Genomic DNA, 16932 nt, shown 5'->3' with positions numbered 1-16932 from the left:
CAGCCGTGCCCCCGCGCCCGCGGGACGGGCCCGCGCCGTGGGCGACATGGCGCGCACGCCGTGCAGCGGGCCCGCGTCCGGACAGCCCGGGCGGGGGACTGTCGTGGCGCAGGGACCTCAGCGCCGGTCGTGCTGCAGCGCGTCCTCGGCGATCACGGCCTCGGTCGGCAGCCCGGGCACCTCCCGGACGGCCTCCTCGGCGTCGCGGCGCTCGTGCGACGGACCGGGCTGCTCGGCCTCGGCGTCGGCGGCGTCCAGGTCGCGGCGGATCGTCGACAGCAGCACCGCCCCCGCCAGCACGACGACCGCGGCGATCAGGAACGGCACCGACGCCCCGACGGCCGCCGCCATCAGGCCCGCCGCGAACGGGGCCAGGCCGCCGCCGATGAAGCGGACGAACCCGTAGGTGGCCGACGCGGTCGGGCGGGGCACCGGCGAGATCGACATGACCGCCGTCGTCACCAGGGTGTTGTTGACGCCGACCACGATGCCGGACAGGACCACCGCGACGATCACCACGGCGGGCACGTCGTCGAACAGCCCGATGGCCGCGAGCAGCACCGCGATGCCGACGAGCGCGCCGTAGAGGGTGCGCGCGGAGCCGAACCGCTCCTTGAGCCAGGGCGCACCGAACACGGCGAAGACCGCGACGAGCACACCCCAGCCGAAGAACACCCCGCCGAGCGCGATCGGGTCGAGCCCGCCCATCAGGAACGGCGCGTAGCCGAGCAGCGTGAAGAAGCCCCAGTTGTAGAGCAGCCCGACCCCGCTGGTGGTGGCGAGCGCGCGGTGGCGCAGGGCGGCCAGTGGTTCGGAGAGCCGCGCCTTCCGGGTCGGGACCGGCGTCGGTTCCAGCAGCACGACGGTCGCGACGAGCGCGATCAGCATCAGCACCGAGACGCCGAAGAACGGGCCCCGCCAGGAGACGGTGCCGAGCAGCCCGCCGAGCAGCGGACCGGTGGCGATGCCCACGCCGAGCGCGGTCTCGTAGAGCACGATCGCACCGGCGAAGCCGCCCGAGGCCGAGCCGACGATCACCGCGAGCGAGGTCGCGATGAACAGCGCGTTGCCCAGGCCCCAGCCTGCCCGGAAGCCGACGATGCCCCAGATCCCCGACGACGCCCCGGCCAGCGCCGCGAACACCACGATCAGCGCGAGGCCGATGATGAGGGTCCTCTTCGCGCCGATCCGGGACGACACCCAGCCGGTCACCAGCATCGCGATCGCGGTCACGACGAGGTAGCTGGTGAACAGCAGCTCGACCTCGGCGTGCGTGGCGTGCAGCTGCCCGGACAGCGACGGCAGGATCGGGTCGACCAGCCCGATGCCCATGAACGAGATGACGCAGGCGAAGGCCACCGCCCAGACGGCCTTGGGCTGGCGGAACGGGCTGGGGGCGTGCGCAGCACCGGATGTTCGGGACATGTCATCGCCTTTCCCCGGGAACGGACCCCGGAGAGATCATGGACGTATCGGACCTGTCGAACATTGCATCACGCAACGTATGTCATGAGCAATGCGAACGACCGTGATCGTGCCCATGTCCCGCTACGGTCGGGGCCCCGACGTCGAGGAGGCCCCGTGCCGCACACCGCCGCCGAGGCCGACCGCCTCGCCCGGCAGGCCGCGTTCCTGGGCGCACTCGCCGCGATCGGCGCCCTGCTCCTGGCCGTGCTCGGCTGGGCCGGTGGCGCGGTCGCGATGTGGATGGGTGTCACGGCCCGCCGCCGCGGCGCGGGGCGCACCGCCGTCGTCGCGATCGCGCTCGGCGCGCTCGGCCTGGTCGCCGGCGTCGGGAACGCCCTGCTGGGCGCCTATCTGTTCCGCTGACCGGTCCGCAGCACCGGCTTGCCCGGGGCCCGGTCCGGTGACTCCAGGTGCGCGTGTGCGGCGGCGACGGCCGCGACGCCGTCGTCCAGGTCGAAGACCCGCTCCACCAGCGGGGTGAGCGTGCCCGCGACGAGCCCGGCGCGGGCGAACGCCTCGGCACGGGCCAGCACCGCCGCGTCGCCGGTGACCTCACGGACATGGAAGCGGCGCAGCCACACCGGCGCGTACCCGGCCGCGGGCAGCGGTGTCGGCTCCCCGGACAGTCCGCCGTGGACGATCACCGCGCCGCCCGGAGCGCAGGCCCGCACCAGCCGGGCGACGCCGGGCCCGCCCTCGGCGTCGAGGACCAGGTCGGCGCCGCCGCCGAGCGCGGACCGCAGCGTCTCGGCGTCGGGCGTGCCGGTCAGCACCTCGGCGGCCCCGGCGGAGCGCAGGACCGTGGCGTGCCGGTCGTCGGGCACGACGGCGACGGCGTGCACCCCGAGGTGCCGCGCGACCTGCAGCGCCGCGACCCCGATGCTGTTCGCCGCGGCCGTGACGACGAGCCGGTCCCCCTCCCGCAGCCGGACGGCGTGGCGGGTCATGCCCCACACGGTCAGCAGCGGCATCCACAGCGCGGCGGCGCCGTCGTCGTCGAGACCGGGCGGGCGGGCCAGCAGCGACCGGACCGGTACGACGGCCTCGTCGGCGTAGACCGGGTGCTCGTTCTGCGACGACGCCGGGATCACGCACACCTCGTCGCCGGGCGCCCAGCCCGTCACACCCGGACCGGTCCCGAGCACGGTGCCCGAGCACTCGCTGCCCAGGCCCGCGGGGAGCACCGGGGCGTCGAGGTAGGTGCCGCGGCGGAAGTTGACCTCGGAGCGGTTGAGCCCGACCGCGTGCACCCGGATCCGCACCTCCCCCGGGCCCGGGGCGCGCAGCGGCAGCCGCTCGATCCGCAGCACCTCCGGGCCGCCCGTGGCGTGGAAGCGGACGGTGCGCACGAGCGGGGACGTCACGACGGACCAGCCTAGGTCCGTGGCGGCCGGTAGGGCACGATGAGCACCGTTGCGCGGGGAAAGGACAGGGATGCGGCGGCGGGTCGAGGTCGGGCTGGAACGGATCACGTTCTTCAGCGACGGGGTGTTCGCCATCGCGATCACGCTGCTGGTGCTGCCGCTGACCGACGCCGAGTTCGGCCCGGGCCCGGTCGCCCCGCAGCTGGTGGAGCTGCTGCCGCGGATGCTCACCTTCGCGCTGAGCTTCGCGGTGATCGGGCGGTACTGGACGGTCCACCACCAGCTGTTCGCCCGCTTCGACCGCGCCGACGCCCGGATGACGACGCTCAACCTCGGCTACCTGTTCGGCATCGCGTTCCTGCCGTTCCCGACGTCGCTGCTCGGCGGGCACGGCGACAGCACCGCGGCCGTCGTGCTCTATGCGGCCACCCTGGTCGTCATCGGCTCGTTCTCCGCCGCGATGTGGGCCTACGGCTCCTACCGCGGCCGCCTGACCCGCGCCGACGTGACCCCGGACGAGGCCCGCCACACGCTGGTCAACGGGCTGGCGCCGGTGGTGTCGTTCCTGCCGTCGCTGGTGATCGCCCCGCTGAGCCCGACCTGGGCGATGCTGTCCTGGCTGCTCACCATCCCGGTCTCGGCCGTCGCGGAGCGGCTGTTCCCCGAGCACCGCGCGGCGCGGGCCCGCGCGCAGGGGGGCACGCCGGACACCGCGTGAGGCTCAGACCTCGTTGCTGATCTCGACGAGGTTCCCGTCCGGATCGCGCAGGTAGACGCTGAGCAGCGGCCCCCGGGCCCCGGTCCGCTCGACCGGCCCCTGCTCGACGGCCACGCCGGCCTCGGCCAGCTCGCGCCGGACCTGCTCGATCGGGTCGAGGGTGATCAGGCACAGGTCGGCGCTGCCCGGAGTGGGCCGCTCGGCCTTCGGCTCGAACTCCCGCCCCGCCTCGTGCAGGTTGATCTTGCTGGGGCCGAAGGCGAGTGCGCGGCGCCCGCCGCCGAACTCGACGGCCTCCATCCCGAGCACCCGGGTGTAGAACGCGACGGTGGCGTCGACGTCGGCGACGGTCAGCACGAGGTGGTCGAGGTGGTCGATGCGCATGCCCGCGATGCTGGCAGCCGGGCCACCCGGACGCAGATCCTCCTGTGGGTGACCGCCACCGCCCCGGACCGTGAGCGGGCACCGGACGTCGACACCCACACGGACCAACCGGGCGGGTCGCTACCGGCGAACGGGCGTTCGTGAATCACCCTTGTACCTGGCCGTGCAGCCGAGTGGAGCGGGACGAGGACGCACGTGGACGACGAGCTGACGACCGGCGGGGAGACCCCGCCCGCGGACACCGCGAGCACCCCGGCGCCCGAACCGCCGAAGCGGAGGCGGGGCAGGCCACCGGGCTCGACGGCCCGCACCACCCGGGTCGTGACCATGACCCTGACCGTCAGCGGTTCCGCCGACGGCGACTGGCAGGCCGAGCTGAAGCAGGGCACCACGTGGGTGGCCCGCGGCCTGCCGGTGACGGCGTCGGCGGTGTCCGCGGCGGCTGCGGCGCTGCACGCCGACCTGTCCGGTCCGGTCGACGAGCTCATCGAGGGCGCCCGGTCGGCGAAGGCCGCGCGGGTGGCGGAGCTGGAGGCCGAGCTGGAGCGGGCGCGCAAGGACCTGGCCGAGCTGGAGCAGTGACCGCGCCGGGGGTGACCGGCGCGGTGGCTCAGCCGAGCAGCGGCCCCAGTGTCGTGGCGTGCTCGCGCAGCAGGGTGACCAGCTCGGGGTCCGGGTCGGCGACCCGGGTCGCCGGGCCGGACAGCGCGAGACCCGCGACGAGCGCCCCGTCTGCGGGCGAACGGACCGGTACGGCCAGGCACCCGCGGTCCGGGCGCAGCTGACCGGTCTGGGTGGCCAGGCCGTCGCGGCGGACGGCGTCGAGGACGGCGTCGAGCGCGTCCGGGTCGGTGACGGTGCGGTCGGTGACCGGGCGCAGGTCGCGGACCAGGGCCCGCCAGTCGGGCTGCTCGGCGAGCAGCAGCCTGCCCAGCGCGGAGGCCTGGGGCAGCCGGGCGAGCAGGTCGGCGTCGCTGGGCGGGTGGTCCGGGTCCGGGTCGAGGACCTGCAGCCGGGCGCCGTCGAAGATCGCCAGGTGCACCCCCCAACGGACCCGGCCGCGCAGGTGGTCGACGACGGTGCGCGCGGCGGTCGGCAGCCGCGGGACCGCGACCGGGGACAGCCGCGCGGCACGGCGCCCGAGCGCGAAGCCGCGCAGGTCGGGCAGCCGGACCAGGTACTCCTCGCCGACGAGCAGGTTCAGCACCCGGTAGGTGGTCGCCGGGGGCAGCCGCAGCGCCGTCGAGATCTCCTTGGCGGTGACCCCGGGTCCGGCCGCGACGACCTCCTCGAGCACCGCGAGCGCGGTCCGCACGGCCCGTGGCTGGCGTCCGCTGATCGGCGCCGGGTCGACCGTCACCGGGCCCGCCCCCAGACGTCGGAGGCGACGGTCTCGTCGTAGACGCCCAGGTCGTGCAGCCGCCCGCGGCGGCGCAGCACGACGGCCCACACCGCACCGGCCGCGAGCGCCACGGCGAGCGCGATCCCGGTGGCCGGGGCGGCGACGACGAACGCGACCAGGGCGGCGACCAGCGACGGGACGGCCACCACCGCGGTCGCGACCGCGGCCGGGGTGAGCTCACCGATGCGACGCAGGAACGCCGGCGCGGCCAGGCAGACCAGCGCGTAGCCGACGAGGAACCCGACCGTCGCGACGCCGAGCAGCGCGGCGAGCACCGTCCCGACCGGAACGCCCAGCGCGACCGGGACGGCGACCGCGAGCGTCGCCGCGGGTGCCCCGAGCCCGACGGCGACGTGCGGGGTGCGGAACCGGCGGTGGGTGCGCCCCAGCGGGCGGGGTACGACGCCGTCGCGGGCCAGGGCGAACAGCACCCGCGACAGCGCGGTGGTCGTCGCGACGGCGCAGGCGAGGAAGGACAGGACGAGGGCGGCGTCGAGCAGCGGGGGGATCCAGGACCAGCCGCGCGCGACGGCGAGGACCTGCACCGGCTGGGTCTGCCCGGCGAGCCCGCCCGGGACGGCGGCGAACCCGGCGACCTGCACCGCGGCCGCGAAGACGTAGAGCACCGCGGTCACCGCCGCGGTCGCCGTGACCGCTCGCGGCACCGACCGGAACGGGCGCCGGGCCTCGGCCCCGAGCGAGGTCGCCATCTCGAACCCGATGAACGCCGCGAGCGCGGGCACCACGCCCGCGGCGACCGCACCCGGACCGGCGGGCGGGGCGGGCGCGCCGGGGCCGGGCAGCGGGCCGCCGACGAGCAGCACCACGAACACCCCGACCAGCACCGCGACCGCGACCGCCTCCACCAGCAGCACCACCCGCGCCGCGGGGCGGACCCCGCGCACGACCAGCGCGGTCACCACCGCGCCGACCGCGACGGCGAGCAGTGCCGACGCGAGCGGCCCGGTCGCCCACGGCCCGCACAGCGGCCCGAGGTAGGCCACGGCTCCCGCGATCGCCGCGCCGCACAGCAACAGGTACCCGGCCAGCGTCGCGATCCCGGCCGCGAACGCCGGTCCGGCGCCGAGGCCCTGCGCGGTCAGCGTGTAGATCCCGCCGGGTGCCGCCATCCGGCGGGTGAACCGGACGACCGAGGCGGCGACGAGCAGCGCGAGCACACCGGCGACGACGAACGACCACACCGTGCCCGCCCCGGCCATGCCCGCGACGATCACCGGGGTGGCCGCCATCGCCGCCGAGGGTGCCGAACCGGCGATCGACTGGGCCGCGACGTCGGCCGGGCCCAGTCGTCGCCGGGCCAGGCCGTGCACCGGTGACCGGTCACGCAACGACGTCACGACGCCCCTCCCCGCCCTCACCGGTGATCCTCGCCCGCGGACACTAGCTCCCCATGTCGACGCCATGACCAGCGACGACGGGTCGAACGAGAAAAACTCCGGCGCCGTTCCCGCAGTGCGGGAACACCACAGCCGGTGATTCGCACCACACGGGATCCGGCGTTGTGCACGGTCCGCGGCACCGGCCACCGTCCCGGCACCCGACGTCCGCCTCGACCGCCAGGAGGAACCGTGAGCGCACCCGCGCCCCGCCCGTCACCACCGTCGCCGTCCCCGGAGCCCGCGGACCGGCACCGTCTGCGCGGGACGCTGGGCGCCGGGTCGATCGTGTTCATGGTGGTCGCCGCGGCCGCGCCGCTGACCGTCGTCGCCGGGACGGTGCCGCTGGGGCTGGCCGCGGGCAACGGTGCCGCGTTCCCGATGACCTTCGTGCTGTGCGCGGTGGTGCTGCTGCTGTTCGCGGTGGGCTTCTGCGCGATGTCGCGGCACGTGCCGGGTGCCGGCGCGTTCTACGCCTACGTCGCCCGCGGGCTCGGTGCCGCGCCGGGCCTGGGCTCGGCCTTCCTCGCGCTGGTCACCTATACCGCGGTGCAGGCCGCGGTCTACGGCTACCTGGGCGCGACCGTCGACGCGCTGGTGCAGCACCACGGCGGGCCCGCACTGCCCTGGTACCTCTACGCGGCCGCGGCGCTCGTCGTCGCCGGGGTGCTCGGCTACCGCCACATCGAGCTGTCCGGCAGGGTCCTGGGCACGCTGCTGGTCGCCGAGGTCGCGATCGTGCTGGTGTTCGACGCCGTCGTCGCCGCGACCGGCGGGCTCGGCTCCGGCCGCTCGACGGCGCTGTTCGTGCCGTCGCAGTTCCTGTCCGGCTCGCTCGGCATCGCGATCATGTTCGCGATCGCCTCGTTCATCGGGTTCGAGGCCACCGCGGTGTTCCGTGACGAGGCCCGCGACCCCGAGCGCACCATCCCCCGCGCGACCTACCTGGCTCTCGTGCTGATCGGCGCGTTCTACACGCTGTCGTCGTGGGCCGTCGTCTCCGCCTGGGGCGACGACGGCGCCGTGGCCCGCGCGACCGAGGACCCCGGGAACATGATCGTCGCGACGATCACCGCGGTGCTCGGCCCGGTCGGCGGCGACCTGGCCCAGGTCCTGCTGGTCACGAGCCTGTTCGCGGCGCTGCTGTCGTTCCACAACGTGCTCTCGCGCTACCTGTTCGCCCTCGGCAACGCCGGCTCGATGCCCCCCGCGCTGGGCCGCAGCCACGCCCGGCATGCCTCGCCGCACGCCGCGTCGGCGGCACAGTCGGGCACCGCGCTGGCGCTGATCGCGGTGTTCGCGGTGACCGGGATGGACCCGGTGACCCAGGTGTTCGCCTGGATGGCCGGGACCGCGACCCTCGGGGTGCTCGCGCTGATGGCGCTGACCTGCGCTGCGGTGCTGGTGTTCTTCCGCCGCTCGCGCGTCGACACCCGGTTCTGGCACACCGCCCTGGCCCCTGCGCTGGGGCTGGCCGGTCTGCTGGTCTGCCTGTGGCTGACCGTCGCGAACTTCCCGACGCTCATCGGCGGCTCCCCCGCCCTGGCCATCGCCATCGGTGGGGTCCTGGTCGCCGCGTTCGTGCTCGGAACGGTCCTGACCCGATTCACGGGTGACCGCCCCGGGACCTTGCCCTCGCCCGACGCGCCCGGAACCGTCACCGGGCACGACACCGCCGGAACCGACCTCCAGGAGGAGACCCGATGACCGCCGTCCAGGAGCCGCGCACCACCGCGAGCCACCCGCTGGCCCCGACCACGGAGGCCGAGGTCACCGTCGTCCGCGAGGTCCTCGCCGCGGCCGGGCTGCTCACCGAGCACGTCCGCTTCGCGTTCTTCGCCCCCGAGGAGCCGCCCAAGTCCGAGGTCCTCGCCCACCCCGACGGCGCCGACGCCGAGCGCAGCTTCCGCGCGGTGCTGCTGGACCTGGGCACCGGCCGCTCCCACGACACGGTCGTCTCGGCCACCCGTCGCGAGCTGGTCTCCTGCCGCGAGCTGGAGCCCGAGCGGGAGGGGCAGCCGCCGATCATCGACTCGGAGTTCGAGTTCATCGAGGACGTCCTGAACGCCTCGCCGGACTGGCTCGCCGCGCTGGAGAAGCGCGGGCTGGAGCCCGCCTCGGTGCGCGCCGTACCGCTGTCGGCCGGTGTCTACGACATCCCCGGGGAGAAGGGCCGCCGCCTCGCCCGCGCCTTCGGGTTCCGCCAGGACCACGAGGCCGACCACGCCTGGGCACATCCCGTGGACGGGCTCGTCGCCTACGTCGACCTCACCGCCCGCACGGTCGACCGGGTGATCGACACCGGTGTCGTGCCGGTGCCCGCGACCAGCGGGAACTTCGACGACCCGGCCGTGCAGGGCGAGCACATGACCTCGCTCAAGCCGATCGAGATCACCCAGCCCGAGGGGCGCTCGTTCACCGTCACCGACGGCCGGGTCCGCTGGGGCAAGTGGGACCTGCGCGTCGGGTTCAACGAGCGCGAGGGCCTGACCCTGCACCAGATCGCCTTCGACGAGCGCCCGATCTGCTATCGCGCCTCGGTCGCGGAGATGGTCGTGCCCTACGCCGACCCGGCGCCGGTGCGGTTCTGGCAGAACTACTTCGACTGCGGCGAGTACATGTTCGCCCGCTACGCCGACTCCCTGCAGCTGGGCTGCGACTGCCTCGGCGACATCCACTACCTCGACGCGGTGGTCGCCGACGACCTGGGCAACCCGCGCACGATCAGCAACGCCATCTGCATGCACGAGGAGGACCACGGCGTCCTCTGGAAGCACACCGACATCTTCACCGGCGCCCGTGAGGTGCGCCGCCAGCGTCGCCTGGTGATCTCGTTCTTCACCCCGATCGGCAACTACGACTACGGCTTCTACTGGTACCTCTACCTCGACGGCACCATCGAGCTGGAGTGCAAGGCGACCGGCATCGTGTTCACCTCCGGCACGCCCGGCGAGTACGCCACCGAGGTCGCGCCCGGCCTGGGTGCTCCGTTCCACCAGCACCTGTTCTCCGCGCGGCTGGACATGACCGTCGACGGCACGGCCAACGCCGTCGAGGAGGTCGAGGCGGTCCGCGTGCCGATGGGCGAGGGCAACGCCCACGGCAACGCGTTCGCCCGCTCGGCGACCCGGCTGACCCGCGAGTCGCAGGCCCAGCGGGACGCCGACCCGGGGTCCGGGCGGGTCTGGCACGTGGTGAACACCGAGAGGACCAACGCCCTGGGTAGGCCGGTCGGCTACGTCCTGCACCCGCACGGGCAGCCCACCCTGCTGGCGGACCCGGCGTCGTCGATCCACGCGCGGGCGACGTTCGCCTCGAAGGCGCTGTGGGTGACCCGCTACGACCCGGCGCAGCGCTACCCGGCCGGTGACTTCGTCAACCAGAACCCGGGTGGGGACGGACTGCCCTCCTGGGTGGCCGCGGACCGTGACCTCGACGGCCAGGACGTCGTGCTGTGGCACACCTTCGGGCTGACCCACTTCCCGCGGCCGGAGGACTGGCCGGTCATGCCGGTCGACTACACCGGCTTCGTCCTGAAGCCCGCCGGGTTCTTCGACCGCAACCCCACCCTCGACGTCCCGCCGGCGCCCACGAGCTGCCACTGACGGCCGCGCGGGTTCCGCGCCGCACGGTGTCCGCACGGCGCGGAACCCGTGCGGCGCCGGCGGCGGTGCCCGGCGACAGGACGCGGTGTGACGACGGCGCGGGGCCGGGCGGGGCGGTGGCGGACTAGGGTCGGTCCCGACCGCTCCACCCCGCAGCACCAGGAGGAACCCGTGGCTCTCGCCGCCGGTGACCAGATCCCCGACGTCACCCTGATGACCCCGTCCGCCGAGGGCCCGAAGCCCGTGCAGAGCGCCTCGGTGCTCGGCACCGGCACGGTCGTGCTGTTCGGTGTGCCCGGCGCGTTCACCCCGGCCTGCTCCGACACCCACCTGCCCGGCTACGTCCTGCGCCGCGACGAGCTCAAGGCCAAGGGCGTCGACACCGTGGCCTGCACCTCGGTCAACGACGCGTTCGTCCTGGAGGCCTGGGCCGAGTCCCGCGGCGCCGGCGACGCGGTGCTCATGCTCGCCGACGGCAACGGCGACTTCGCCAAGGCCGCCGGTCTGGACATGGACGGGTCGAAGTTCGGCCTCGGTACCCGGTCGCAGCGCTACGCCGCGATCATCACCGACGGCGTCGTGCGCTGGATCGGCGTCGAGCCGGTCCCGCCGACCGTCGAGATCTCCGGCGTCGAGTCGGTGCTCGCGCAGCTCTGAGGTTCCGGGCCGACCGGCACGCGGGCCTACACTGGCCCGCGTGCCGAAGGTCCTGGGCTCGCTGGCGACGCACCGCGAGCAGGTGCGCGAGCGGGTGTTCGACGCCCTGCGCGGGCAGCTCTACGAACGTGGCTTCGACACGGTGACCCTGTCCGGGGTCGCCGCGGCCGCCGGCGTGGGGCGCACGGCGCTCTACAACCACTTCCCCGACCGCCAGGCCCTGCTCGTCGCGTTCGTCGAGCACGAGGCGGAGCGCTACGTCGCCGAGCTCGACGCCGCGCTCGCCGAGGCCGCGGACCCCCGCGAACGGCTCGCCGCCTTCGCCCGGCTGCAGCTGCGCCGCCTCGCCGAGTTCCACCTCCCGCCCGGCCAGGCGCTGGCCGGTGCCCTCGACCCGGCCGCCTACCGGCGGATCGCCGCGCACGCCGACCCGATCTCCGACCGGCTGGTGGCCGTCCTCCGGGCCGGCGCCGCCGACGGCTCGATGGTCGACGACGACCCGCACGTGCTCGCCTCCGTGGTCTCGGCCGCGCTGTCGAGCCGTCGGATCGTCGAGGTCGAGCCGGACGCGCTGGACGCGACGGTGGAGACCGCGGTGGCCGCCGTGTTGCGAGCGGTCTCGACGATTGTCCACGACTGAGGCTAGCCTTACCCGCATCCAGCCCCTAGCATCGTGATCTGACACGGTGTCAGATCCGGCGCCGTACTGTCGCACCAGACGTCACGTCACGGGAGGGCCGATGGACGCCACGACCCCCATCACGGGCACGCTGTCCGCCGATCTCCGCCAGGCCACCTGGGCGGTGCACGAGCGGGCCCACCGGTGCAGCTACTTCGGGGCGCTGTTCGACGGTGATCTCCCGTTGGACGCCTACACCCTGCTCGCCGAGCAGTACGTCGCGATCTACACCGCGCTGGAGGAGGCCGGGGACGCCCTGGCCGCCGACCCGGTCGCGGCCCCGTTCGTGATCGACGAGCTGCGCCGGGTGCCCGCCCTGCACGCCGACCTCGACGCCCTCGGCGGCGGCGTCCCGCGGGTCCTGCCCTCCACGGCGGCCTACGTGGCGCGGCTGCGCGAGGCCGCTTCGGACCCGGCGCTGTTCGTGGCGCACCACTACACCCGCTACCTGGGTGACCTGGCCGGCGGCCAGGTCGTCGGGAAGGTCCTGCAGCGCACCTACGGCATCGAGGGCCCCGGGCGGCTGTTCTACGACTTCAGGGCCCTCGGCAGCCCGTCGGCGTTCCGGACCCGGTACCGCGCCCTGCTCGACGACGCGGCCTGGACCCCGGCGCAGCGGGGCCGGCTGCTCGCCGAGGCGGTGCACGCCTTCGAGCTGAACATCGCCGTCCTCACCGAGATGGCCGAGGATGTCGGGCTCGCGCAGCCGCTGGCGTCCTGAGCCGGAATCGGGGGAACTAGGATCGACGCCCGTCCCCCGACCACCGATCCCAGGAGTGTCCCGGTGTCCAGCCCCGGCATCGACCCGGACGAGCTCGCGACCGCGCTGAAGGTACTGGCCCGGGTCGACGAGCTGCCACCCGAACACCCCGACGCCGTGGTCGTCCGGCGGGCGACCGCGGGGATCTGGAAGTCGGTGCGGCTGCGGCGCCGCGCCGAGAAGCGGCAGGCCGAGAAGTCCTCCGACGAGGCCGTCACCGCCGCCACCGCGACCGGCGCGGCCGGGCGCATCGACGACGAGACCGCCGGCATCCCACTGGTGTCGAACACCCCCGGCGCGACCGCGGGGACGCTGCACCGCGCCCGCGGCTGCTACGTGTGCAAGACGCGCTACACCGTCGTCGACGCCTTCTACCACCAGCTGTGCCAGGACTGCGCCGCCGCGCACCGCGCCCACCGCAACGCCCGTACCGACCTGTCCGGGCGCCGCGCGCTGCTCACCGGCGGCCGCGCCAAGATCGGGATGTACATCGCGCTGCGGCTGCTGCGCGACGGCGCGCACCTCACCATCACCACCCGTTTCCCGCGCGACGCCGCCCGCCGCTTCGCCGCGCTGCCCGACTCGGCGCAGTGGCTGCACCGGCTGCGGGTGATCGGGGTGGATCTGCGTGACCCGGGCCAGGTCGTCGCCGTCGCCGACGAGGTCGCCGCCGCGGGGCCGCTGGACATCCTGGTCAACAACGCCGCGCAGACGGTGCGCCGCTCCCCCGGCTCGTACTCCGCGCTGGAGGCCGCCGAGCACGAGGAGCTGCCCGCGGGCGAGCTGCCGGAGATCGTGTCGTTCACCAGTGCCTCGCGCGAGCACCCGCTCCTGCTGGCCGGCGCGGTCCCGGGCGGGCGCGACCTGGCCGCGCTGGCGACGACGGCCCGTTCGGCGTCGCCGGAGCGGATGGCCGCCGGCACCGCGGTCGACGCGGGCGGGCTGCTGCCCGACACCGCGGCGGTCAACAGCTGGGTCGACCACGTCCAGCACGTGGACCCGCTCGAGCTGCTCGAGGTGCAGCTGTGCAACCAGACGGCGCCGTTCGTGCTGGTCTCGCGGCTGCGCCCGGCGATGGCGGCGTCGAGCGCCCGCAACAAGTACGTCGTGAACGTCTCGGCGATGGAGGGCGTGTTCGGACGCGGCTACAAGGGGCCCGGGCACCCGCACACGAACATGGCGAAGGCCGCGCTGAACATGCTGACCCGCACCAGCGCGGGCGAGATGTTCGCGACCGACCGGATCCTGATGACCGCGGTGGACACCGGCTGGATCACCGACGAGCGTCCGCACCCGATGAAGCTGCGCCTGGCCGAGGAGGGGTTCCACGCCCCGCTCGACCTCGCCGACGGCGCCGCCCGGGTCTACCACCCGATCGTCGCCGGGGAGGCCGGCGAGGACCTGCACGGAGTGTTCCTGAAGAACTACCGCGTGTCCTCCTGGTAGAGGGGTCCACCCGTCACTGTCGGGGGCCGCCGCTACCGTGCGGTCCGTGCTGGAGATCCATCGGGCCGAACGCGCCGACACCCTCGTCGAGGCGCTCGCCGACGTCCTGGCGGCCGGCTCGGGCGACCCGTTCGCGGCCGAGACCGTCGCGGTCCCCGAGCGCGGGGTGGAGCGCTGGCTGGCCCAGCGGCTCGCGCACCGGCTCGGTGCGGGGACGGGCAGCGGCGGGGTCTGCGCGAACGTCCGGTTCCCGGCGCCGGCCGCGCTGCTCGGCGGGGTCGTCGCGCACGTCACCGGCACCGACCCGGCGACCGACCCGTGGTCGCCCGGCCGGTCGGTGTGGCCGCTGCTGGAGCTGATCGACGAGGCCGTCGCGAATCCCGGGGACGACCGGTTCACCGCTCTCGCCGCGCACCTGGAGCGGGGTGGGCACGGCCGCCGCTACGCACTCGCCCGCACGCTGGCCGGGCTGTTCGGCTCCTACGCCACGCACCGCCCCGAGCTGCTGCGCCGCTGGCGCGCCGGGGAGGACGCGGTGCCCGCCGACCTGGTGTGGCAGCCGGAGCTGTGGCGCCGCCTGCACGCCGCGCTCGGGGTGCCCGGTCCCGCCGAGCGCCTCGACGACGCGGTGGCCCGCCTGCGCGGAGGCGCCGACCCGGGCTCCGAGGTCGGGCCGCGGCTGTCGCTGTTCGGCCCGACCCGGCTGGCCGCCGAGCACCTGACCGTCCTGGAGGCCCTCGCGGCGCACCGGGAGGTCCACCTGTGGCTGCCGCACCCGTCGCCGGCGATGTGGGAGGCGGTGCGCGCCGCGCGGACACCGGGGGTGCCCTCGCGCGCCGCCGACACCAGCGCCGAGGCCGTGCGTCATCCGCTGCTGCGCTCGCTCGGCCGGGACACCCGGGAGCTGGCCCTGCGGCTCCCCGCGGCCGGGCCCGGCGTGACCGACACCCACCACCCGGCCCCCGCCGGGACCGGCGCGCCGACCCTGCTGCGCCGCCTGCAGACCGCCCTGCGCGACGACGCCGTGCCGCCCGCCCCGGAGGACCGTCCCCTGCTCGACGCGGACGACCGCAGCGTCGCACTGCACTCCTGCCACGGCCCGGACCGGCAGGTGGAGGTGCTGCGCGAGGTGCTGCTCGGCCTGCTCGCCACCGACCCGGACCTGGAGCCGCGCGACATCATCGTCATGTGCCCGGACATCGAGGTGTTCGCGCCGCTGATCACCGCCTCGTTCGGCCTCGCCCCGGACGCGGACTCCCCCGACGGTGCGGGCCCCTCCCGCGAGGAGCTCCACCCCGGGCACCGGCTGCGGGTGCGTCTGGCCGACCGCGCCCTGCGCCAGGCGAACCCGCTGCTGGGCACGGTGTCGTCGCTGCTGGAGCTGGCCGGGTCCCGGGTCAGCGCCTCCCAGGTGCTCGACCTGGTCGCCTCCGCCCCGGTGCGGCGCCGTTTCCGCTTCGACGACGACGCGCTGGAGCGGCTGTCCGAGCTGGTCACCGCGGCCGGGGTCCGGTGGGGGCTCGACGCCGCGCACCGGCGGCCCTACCGGCTCGACGGGGTCGAGCAGAACACCTGGCGGGCCGGGCTGGACCGGATGCTCGTCGGCGTCGCGATGGCCGAGACCCCCGGCGCCCCGGCCTGGCTGGGCACCGCGCTGCCGCTGGACGAGGTCGACTCCTCCGACGTGGACCTCGTCGGGCGGCTCGCCGAGCTCGTCGACCGGCTCGCGACCGTGCTCGGTGCGCTGCGCGGCCCGCAGCCGCTGTCGGTCTGGGTGGACGCGCTGGTCGAGGGGCTGTCCGCACTGACCGACACCACCCCGACCGACGCCTGGCAGGCCGGGCAGGCCCGCGCGGAGCTGGCCGACGTCGTCGCCTCCGCGGGGCCGCAGGCCGCCACGGTCGACCTCGACCTGCCCGACGTGCGCGGCCTGCTCGCCGAGCGGCTGCGCGGACGGCCCAGCCGGGCCAACTTCCGGACCGGGACGCTGACCGTCGCGACGCTGGTGCCGATGCGGGCCGTCCCGCACAAGGTCGTGTGCCTGCTGGGCTGCGACGACGGGGTGTTCCCCCGCGCCGGCGCCCCCGACGGCGACGACGTGCTGGCCCGCGACCCGGTCGTCGGCGAGCGGGACCCGCGTGGGGAGGACCGCCAGCTGCTGCTCGACGCGATCTGCTCGGCCACCCGGCACCTGGTGGTGGTGTCCTCCGGGGCCGACGAGCGCACCGGCGCCGACCGGCCGCCGTCGGTGCCGGTCGGGGAGCTGTGCGACGCGATCGACGCCTGCGTGCGGACCGGCACCGAGGCGACCGCGTCGCAGGCGCTGCGGGCCCGGCACCCGCTGCAGCCGTTCGACCGGCGCAACTTCACCTCCGGCGCGCTGCTGGCCGCCGGGCCGTTCAGCTTCGACCGGGCCGCACTGCGCGGTGCCGAGGCCGCGGCCGGGCCGCGCACCGTGACCCCGCTGTTCGGCGCGGACCCGCTGCCCCCGCCGGAGGACCCGCCGGACGGGGTGGTCGAGCTCGACGAGCTGGTCGCCTTCGTCGAGCACCCGGTGCGGGCGTTCCTGCGCCAGCGGGTGCGGGTACTGCCGCCGGAGGAGAACGTCGAGCCCGACGACGCGCTGCCGGTCGAGCTCGACGGCCTGGCCACCTGGAAGATCGGGGACCGGCTGCTGACCGACCGGCTCGCCGGGGCGGCACCGCAGGCCGTCGCCCGGGCCGAGACGCTGCGCGGTGACCTGCCGCCCGGCGGGATCGGACACCGGGTGCTCACCGAGGTCGGCGGGCAGGTCGAGCCCCTGGTCGCCGTCGCCGCGGCGGTCGCGACCGGCGAGGCGGGATCGCAGGACCTCGTCGCGCAGCTCACCGGCACACCCGAGGACGGCCGCGCCGTCGCCGGGACGGTGCCGGGCCTGCACGGCGACGTCGTAGTGCGCGTCGAGTACTCGCGGCTCAAGGCCAAGCACCGGCTGCGGGCGTGGGTGCAGCTGCTCGCGCTCACCGCCGCGCACCCCGCCCGGTCCTGGACGGCGGTGACCGTCGGGCGCGGCC

Annotated in this window: 15 protein-coding genes; 10 read left to right on the top strand and 5 right to left on the bottom strand. The window is 75.3% G+C overall.

All coding sequences use genetic code 11. From position 1 onward, the window contains the following. Positions 1-117: 117 nt before the first annotated feature. On the bottom strand, positions 118-1425 hold the full coding sequence (locus tag NH602_RS16295; RefSeq protein ID WP_253068257.1) for an MFS transporter: 1308 nt from the start codon (positions 1423-1425) through the stop codon (positions 118-120). A 156-nt stretch (positions 1426-1581) separates the two neighbouring features. Here NH602_RS16295 and NH602_RS16290 point away from each other — a divergent pair, with 156 nt between their 5' ends. Then, positions 1582-1830 (top strand): hypothetical protein, encoded by a 249-nt coding sequence (locus NH602_RS16290; RefSeq protein WP_073574538.1) that lies wholly within the window; start codon positions 1582-1584, stop codon positions 1828-1830. Here the strand turns inward: NH602_RS16290 and NH602_RS16285 are convergent. Further along, entirely contained in the window at positions 1815-2831 is a 1017-nt protein-coding gene (locus tag NH602_RS16285) for an alcohol dehydrogenase catalytic domain-containing protein (protein ID WP_253068256.1), read from the bottom strand. The genes NH602_RS16290 and NH602_RS16285 overlap by 16 nt on opposite strands. A gap of 70 nt (positions 2832-2901) precedes the next feature. Between NH602_RS16285 and NH602_RS16280 the strand changes: the two genes are divergently transcribed. Further along, entirely contained in the window at positions 2902-3549 is a 648-nt protein-coding gene (locus tag NH602_RS16280; RefSeq protein WP_179762520.1) for a TMEM175 family protein, read from the top strand. Between the two features lie 3 nt (positions 3550-3552). Here the strand turns inward: NH602_RS16280 and NH602_RS16275 are convergent, their stop codons facing one another. Beyond that, positions 3553-3933, bottom strand: a complete 381-nt coding sequence (locus NH602_RS16275; protein WP_179762519.1) for a VOC family protein — start codon at positions 3931-3933, stop codon at positions 3553-3555. A 195-nt stretch (positions 3934-4128) separates the two neighbouring features. Between NH602_RS16275 and NH602_RS16270 the strand changes: the two genes are divergently transcribed. Further along, positions 4129-4515 (top strand): DUF6319 family protein, encoded by a 387-nt coding sequence (locus NH602_RS16270; RefSeq protein WP_073574536.1) that lies wholly within the window; start codon positions 4129-4131, stop codon positions 4513-4515. A 28-nt stretch (positions 4516-4543) separates the two neighbouring features. Here the strand turns inward: NH602_RS16270 and NH602_RS16265 are convergent, their stop codons facing one another. Both NH602_RS16265 and NH602_RS16260 read right to left on the bottom strand, forming a co-directional pair. Further along, on the bottom strand, positions 4544-5293 hold the full coding sequence (locus NH602_RS16265; protein ID WP_083658146.1) for an IclR family transcriptional regulator: 750 nt from the start codon (positions 5291-5293) through the stop codon (positions 4544-4546). Then, positions 5290-6693 carry an APC family permease gene (locus tag NH602_RS16260; protein WP_253068255.1) on the bottom strand — a complete coding sequence of 468 codons (1404 nt, stop codon included), beginning with the start codon at positions 6691-6693 and terminating at the stop codon, positions 5290-5292. Before NH602_RS16260 ends, NH602_RS16265 begins: the two co-directional genes overlap by 4 nt. Before the next feature lie 231 nt (positions 6694-6924). Here NH602_RS16260 and NH602_RS16255 point away from each other — a divergent pair, with 231 nt between their 5' ends. From NH602_RS16255 to recC, 7 genes are all read left to right on the top strand, one after another. After that, the gene (locus NH602_RS16255) at positions 6925-8439 is read left to right on the top strand and encodes an APC family permease (RefSeq protein WP_253068254.1); all 1515 of its coding nucleotides are present in this window, start codon (positions 6925-6927) and stop codon (positions 8437-8439) included. Next, the gene (locus tag NH602_RS16250) at positions 8436-10337 is read left to right on the top strand and encodes a primary-amine oxidase (protein ID WP_073574534.1); all 1902 of its coding nucleotides are present in this window, start codon (positions 8436-8438) and stop codon (positions 10335-10337) included. Before NH602_RS16255 ends, NH602_RS16250 begins: the two co-directional genes overlap by 4 nt. A 171-nt stretch (positions 10338-10508) precedes the next feature. Continuing rightward, the gene (locus NH602_RS16245) at positions 10509-10994 is read left to right on the top strand and encodes a peroxiredoxin (RefSeq protein WP_062395851.1); all 486 of its coding nucleotides are present in this window, start codon (positions 10509-10511) and stop codon (positions 10992-10994) included. Between the two features lie 40 nt (positions 10995-11034). After that, positions 11035-11634, top strand: a complete 600-nt coding sequence (locus tag NH602_RS16240) for a TetR/AcrR family transcriptional regulator (RefSeq protein WP_253068253.1) — start codon at positions 11035-11037, stop codon at positions 11632-11634. A 100-nt stretch (positions 11635-11734) separates the two neighbouring features. After that, positions 11735-12394: a heme oxygenase (biliverdin-producing) gene (locus NH602_RS16235; protein ID WP_253068252.1), complete on the top strand. Its 660-nt coding sequence runs from the start codon at positions 11735-11737 to the stop codon at positions 12392-12394. 63 nt (positions 12395-12457) lie between these two features. Beyond that, positions 12458-13879 (top strand): SDR family NAD(P)-dependent oxidoreductase, encoded by a 1422-nt coding sequence (locus NH602_RS16230; protein ID WP_179762515.1) that lies wholly within the window; start codon positions 12458-12460, stop codon positions 13877-13879. A 46-nt stretch (positions 13880-13925) separates the two neighbouring features. Then, positions 13926-16932: exodeoxyribonuclease V subunit gamma (gene recC / locus NH602_RS16225; RefSeq protein WP_253068251.1), on the top strand; the 3007-nt coding region annotated here is incomplete at its 3' end.

Origin of the sequence: Pseudonocardia sp. McavD-2-B, from assembly GCF_024124365.1 — a bacterium.
Taxonomy (GTDB): Bacteria; Actinomycetota; Actinomycetes; order Mycobacteriales; family Pseudonocardiaceae; genus Pseudonocardia; species Pseudonocardia alni.
The sequence above is the reverse complement of the archived record's forward strand: the minus strand, read 5'-3'. Positions and strand labels throughout refer to the sequence as shown.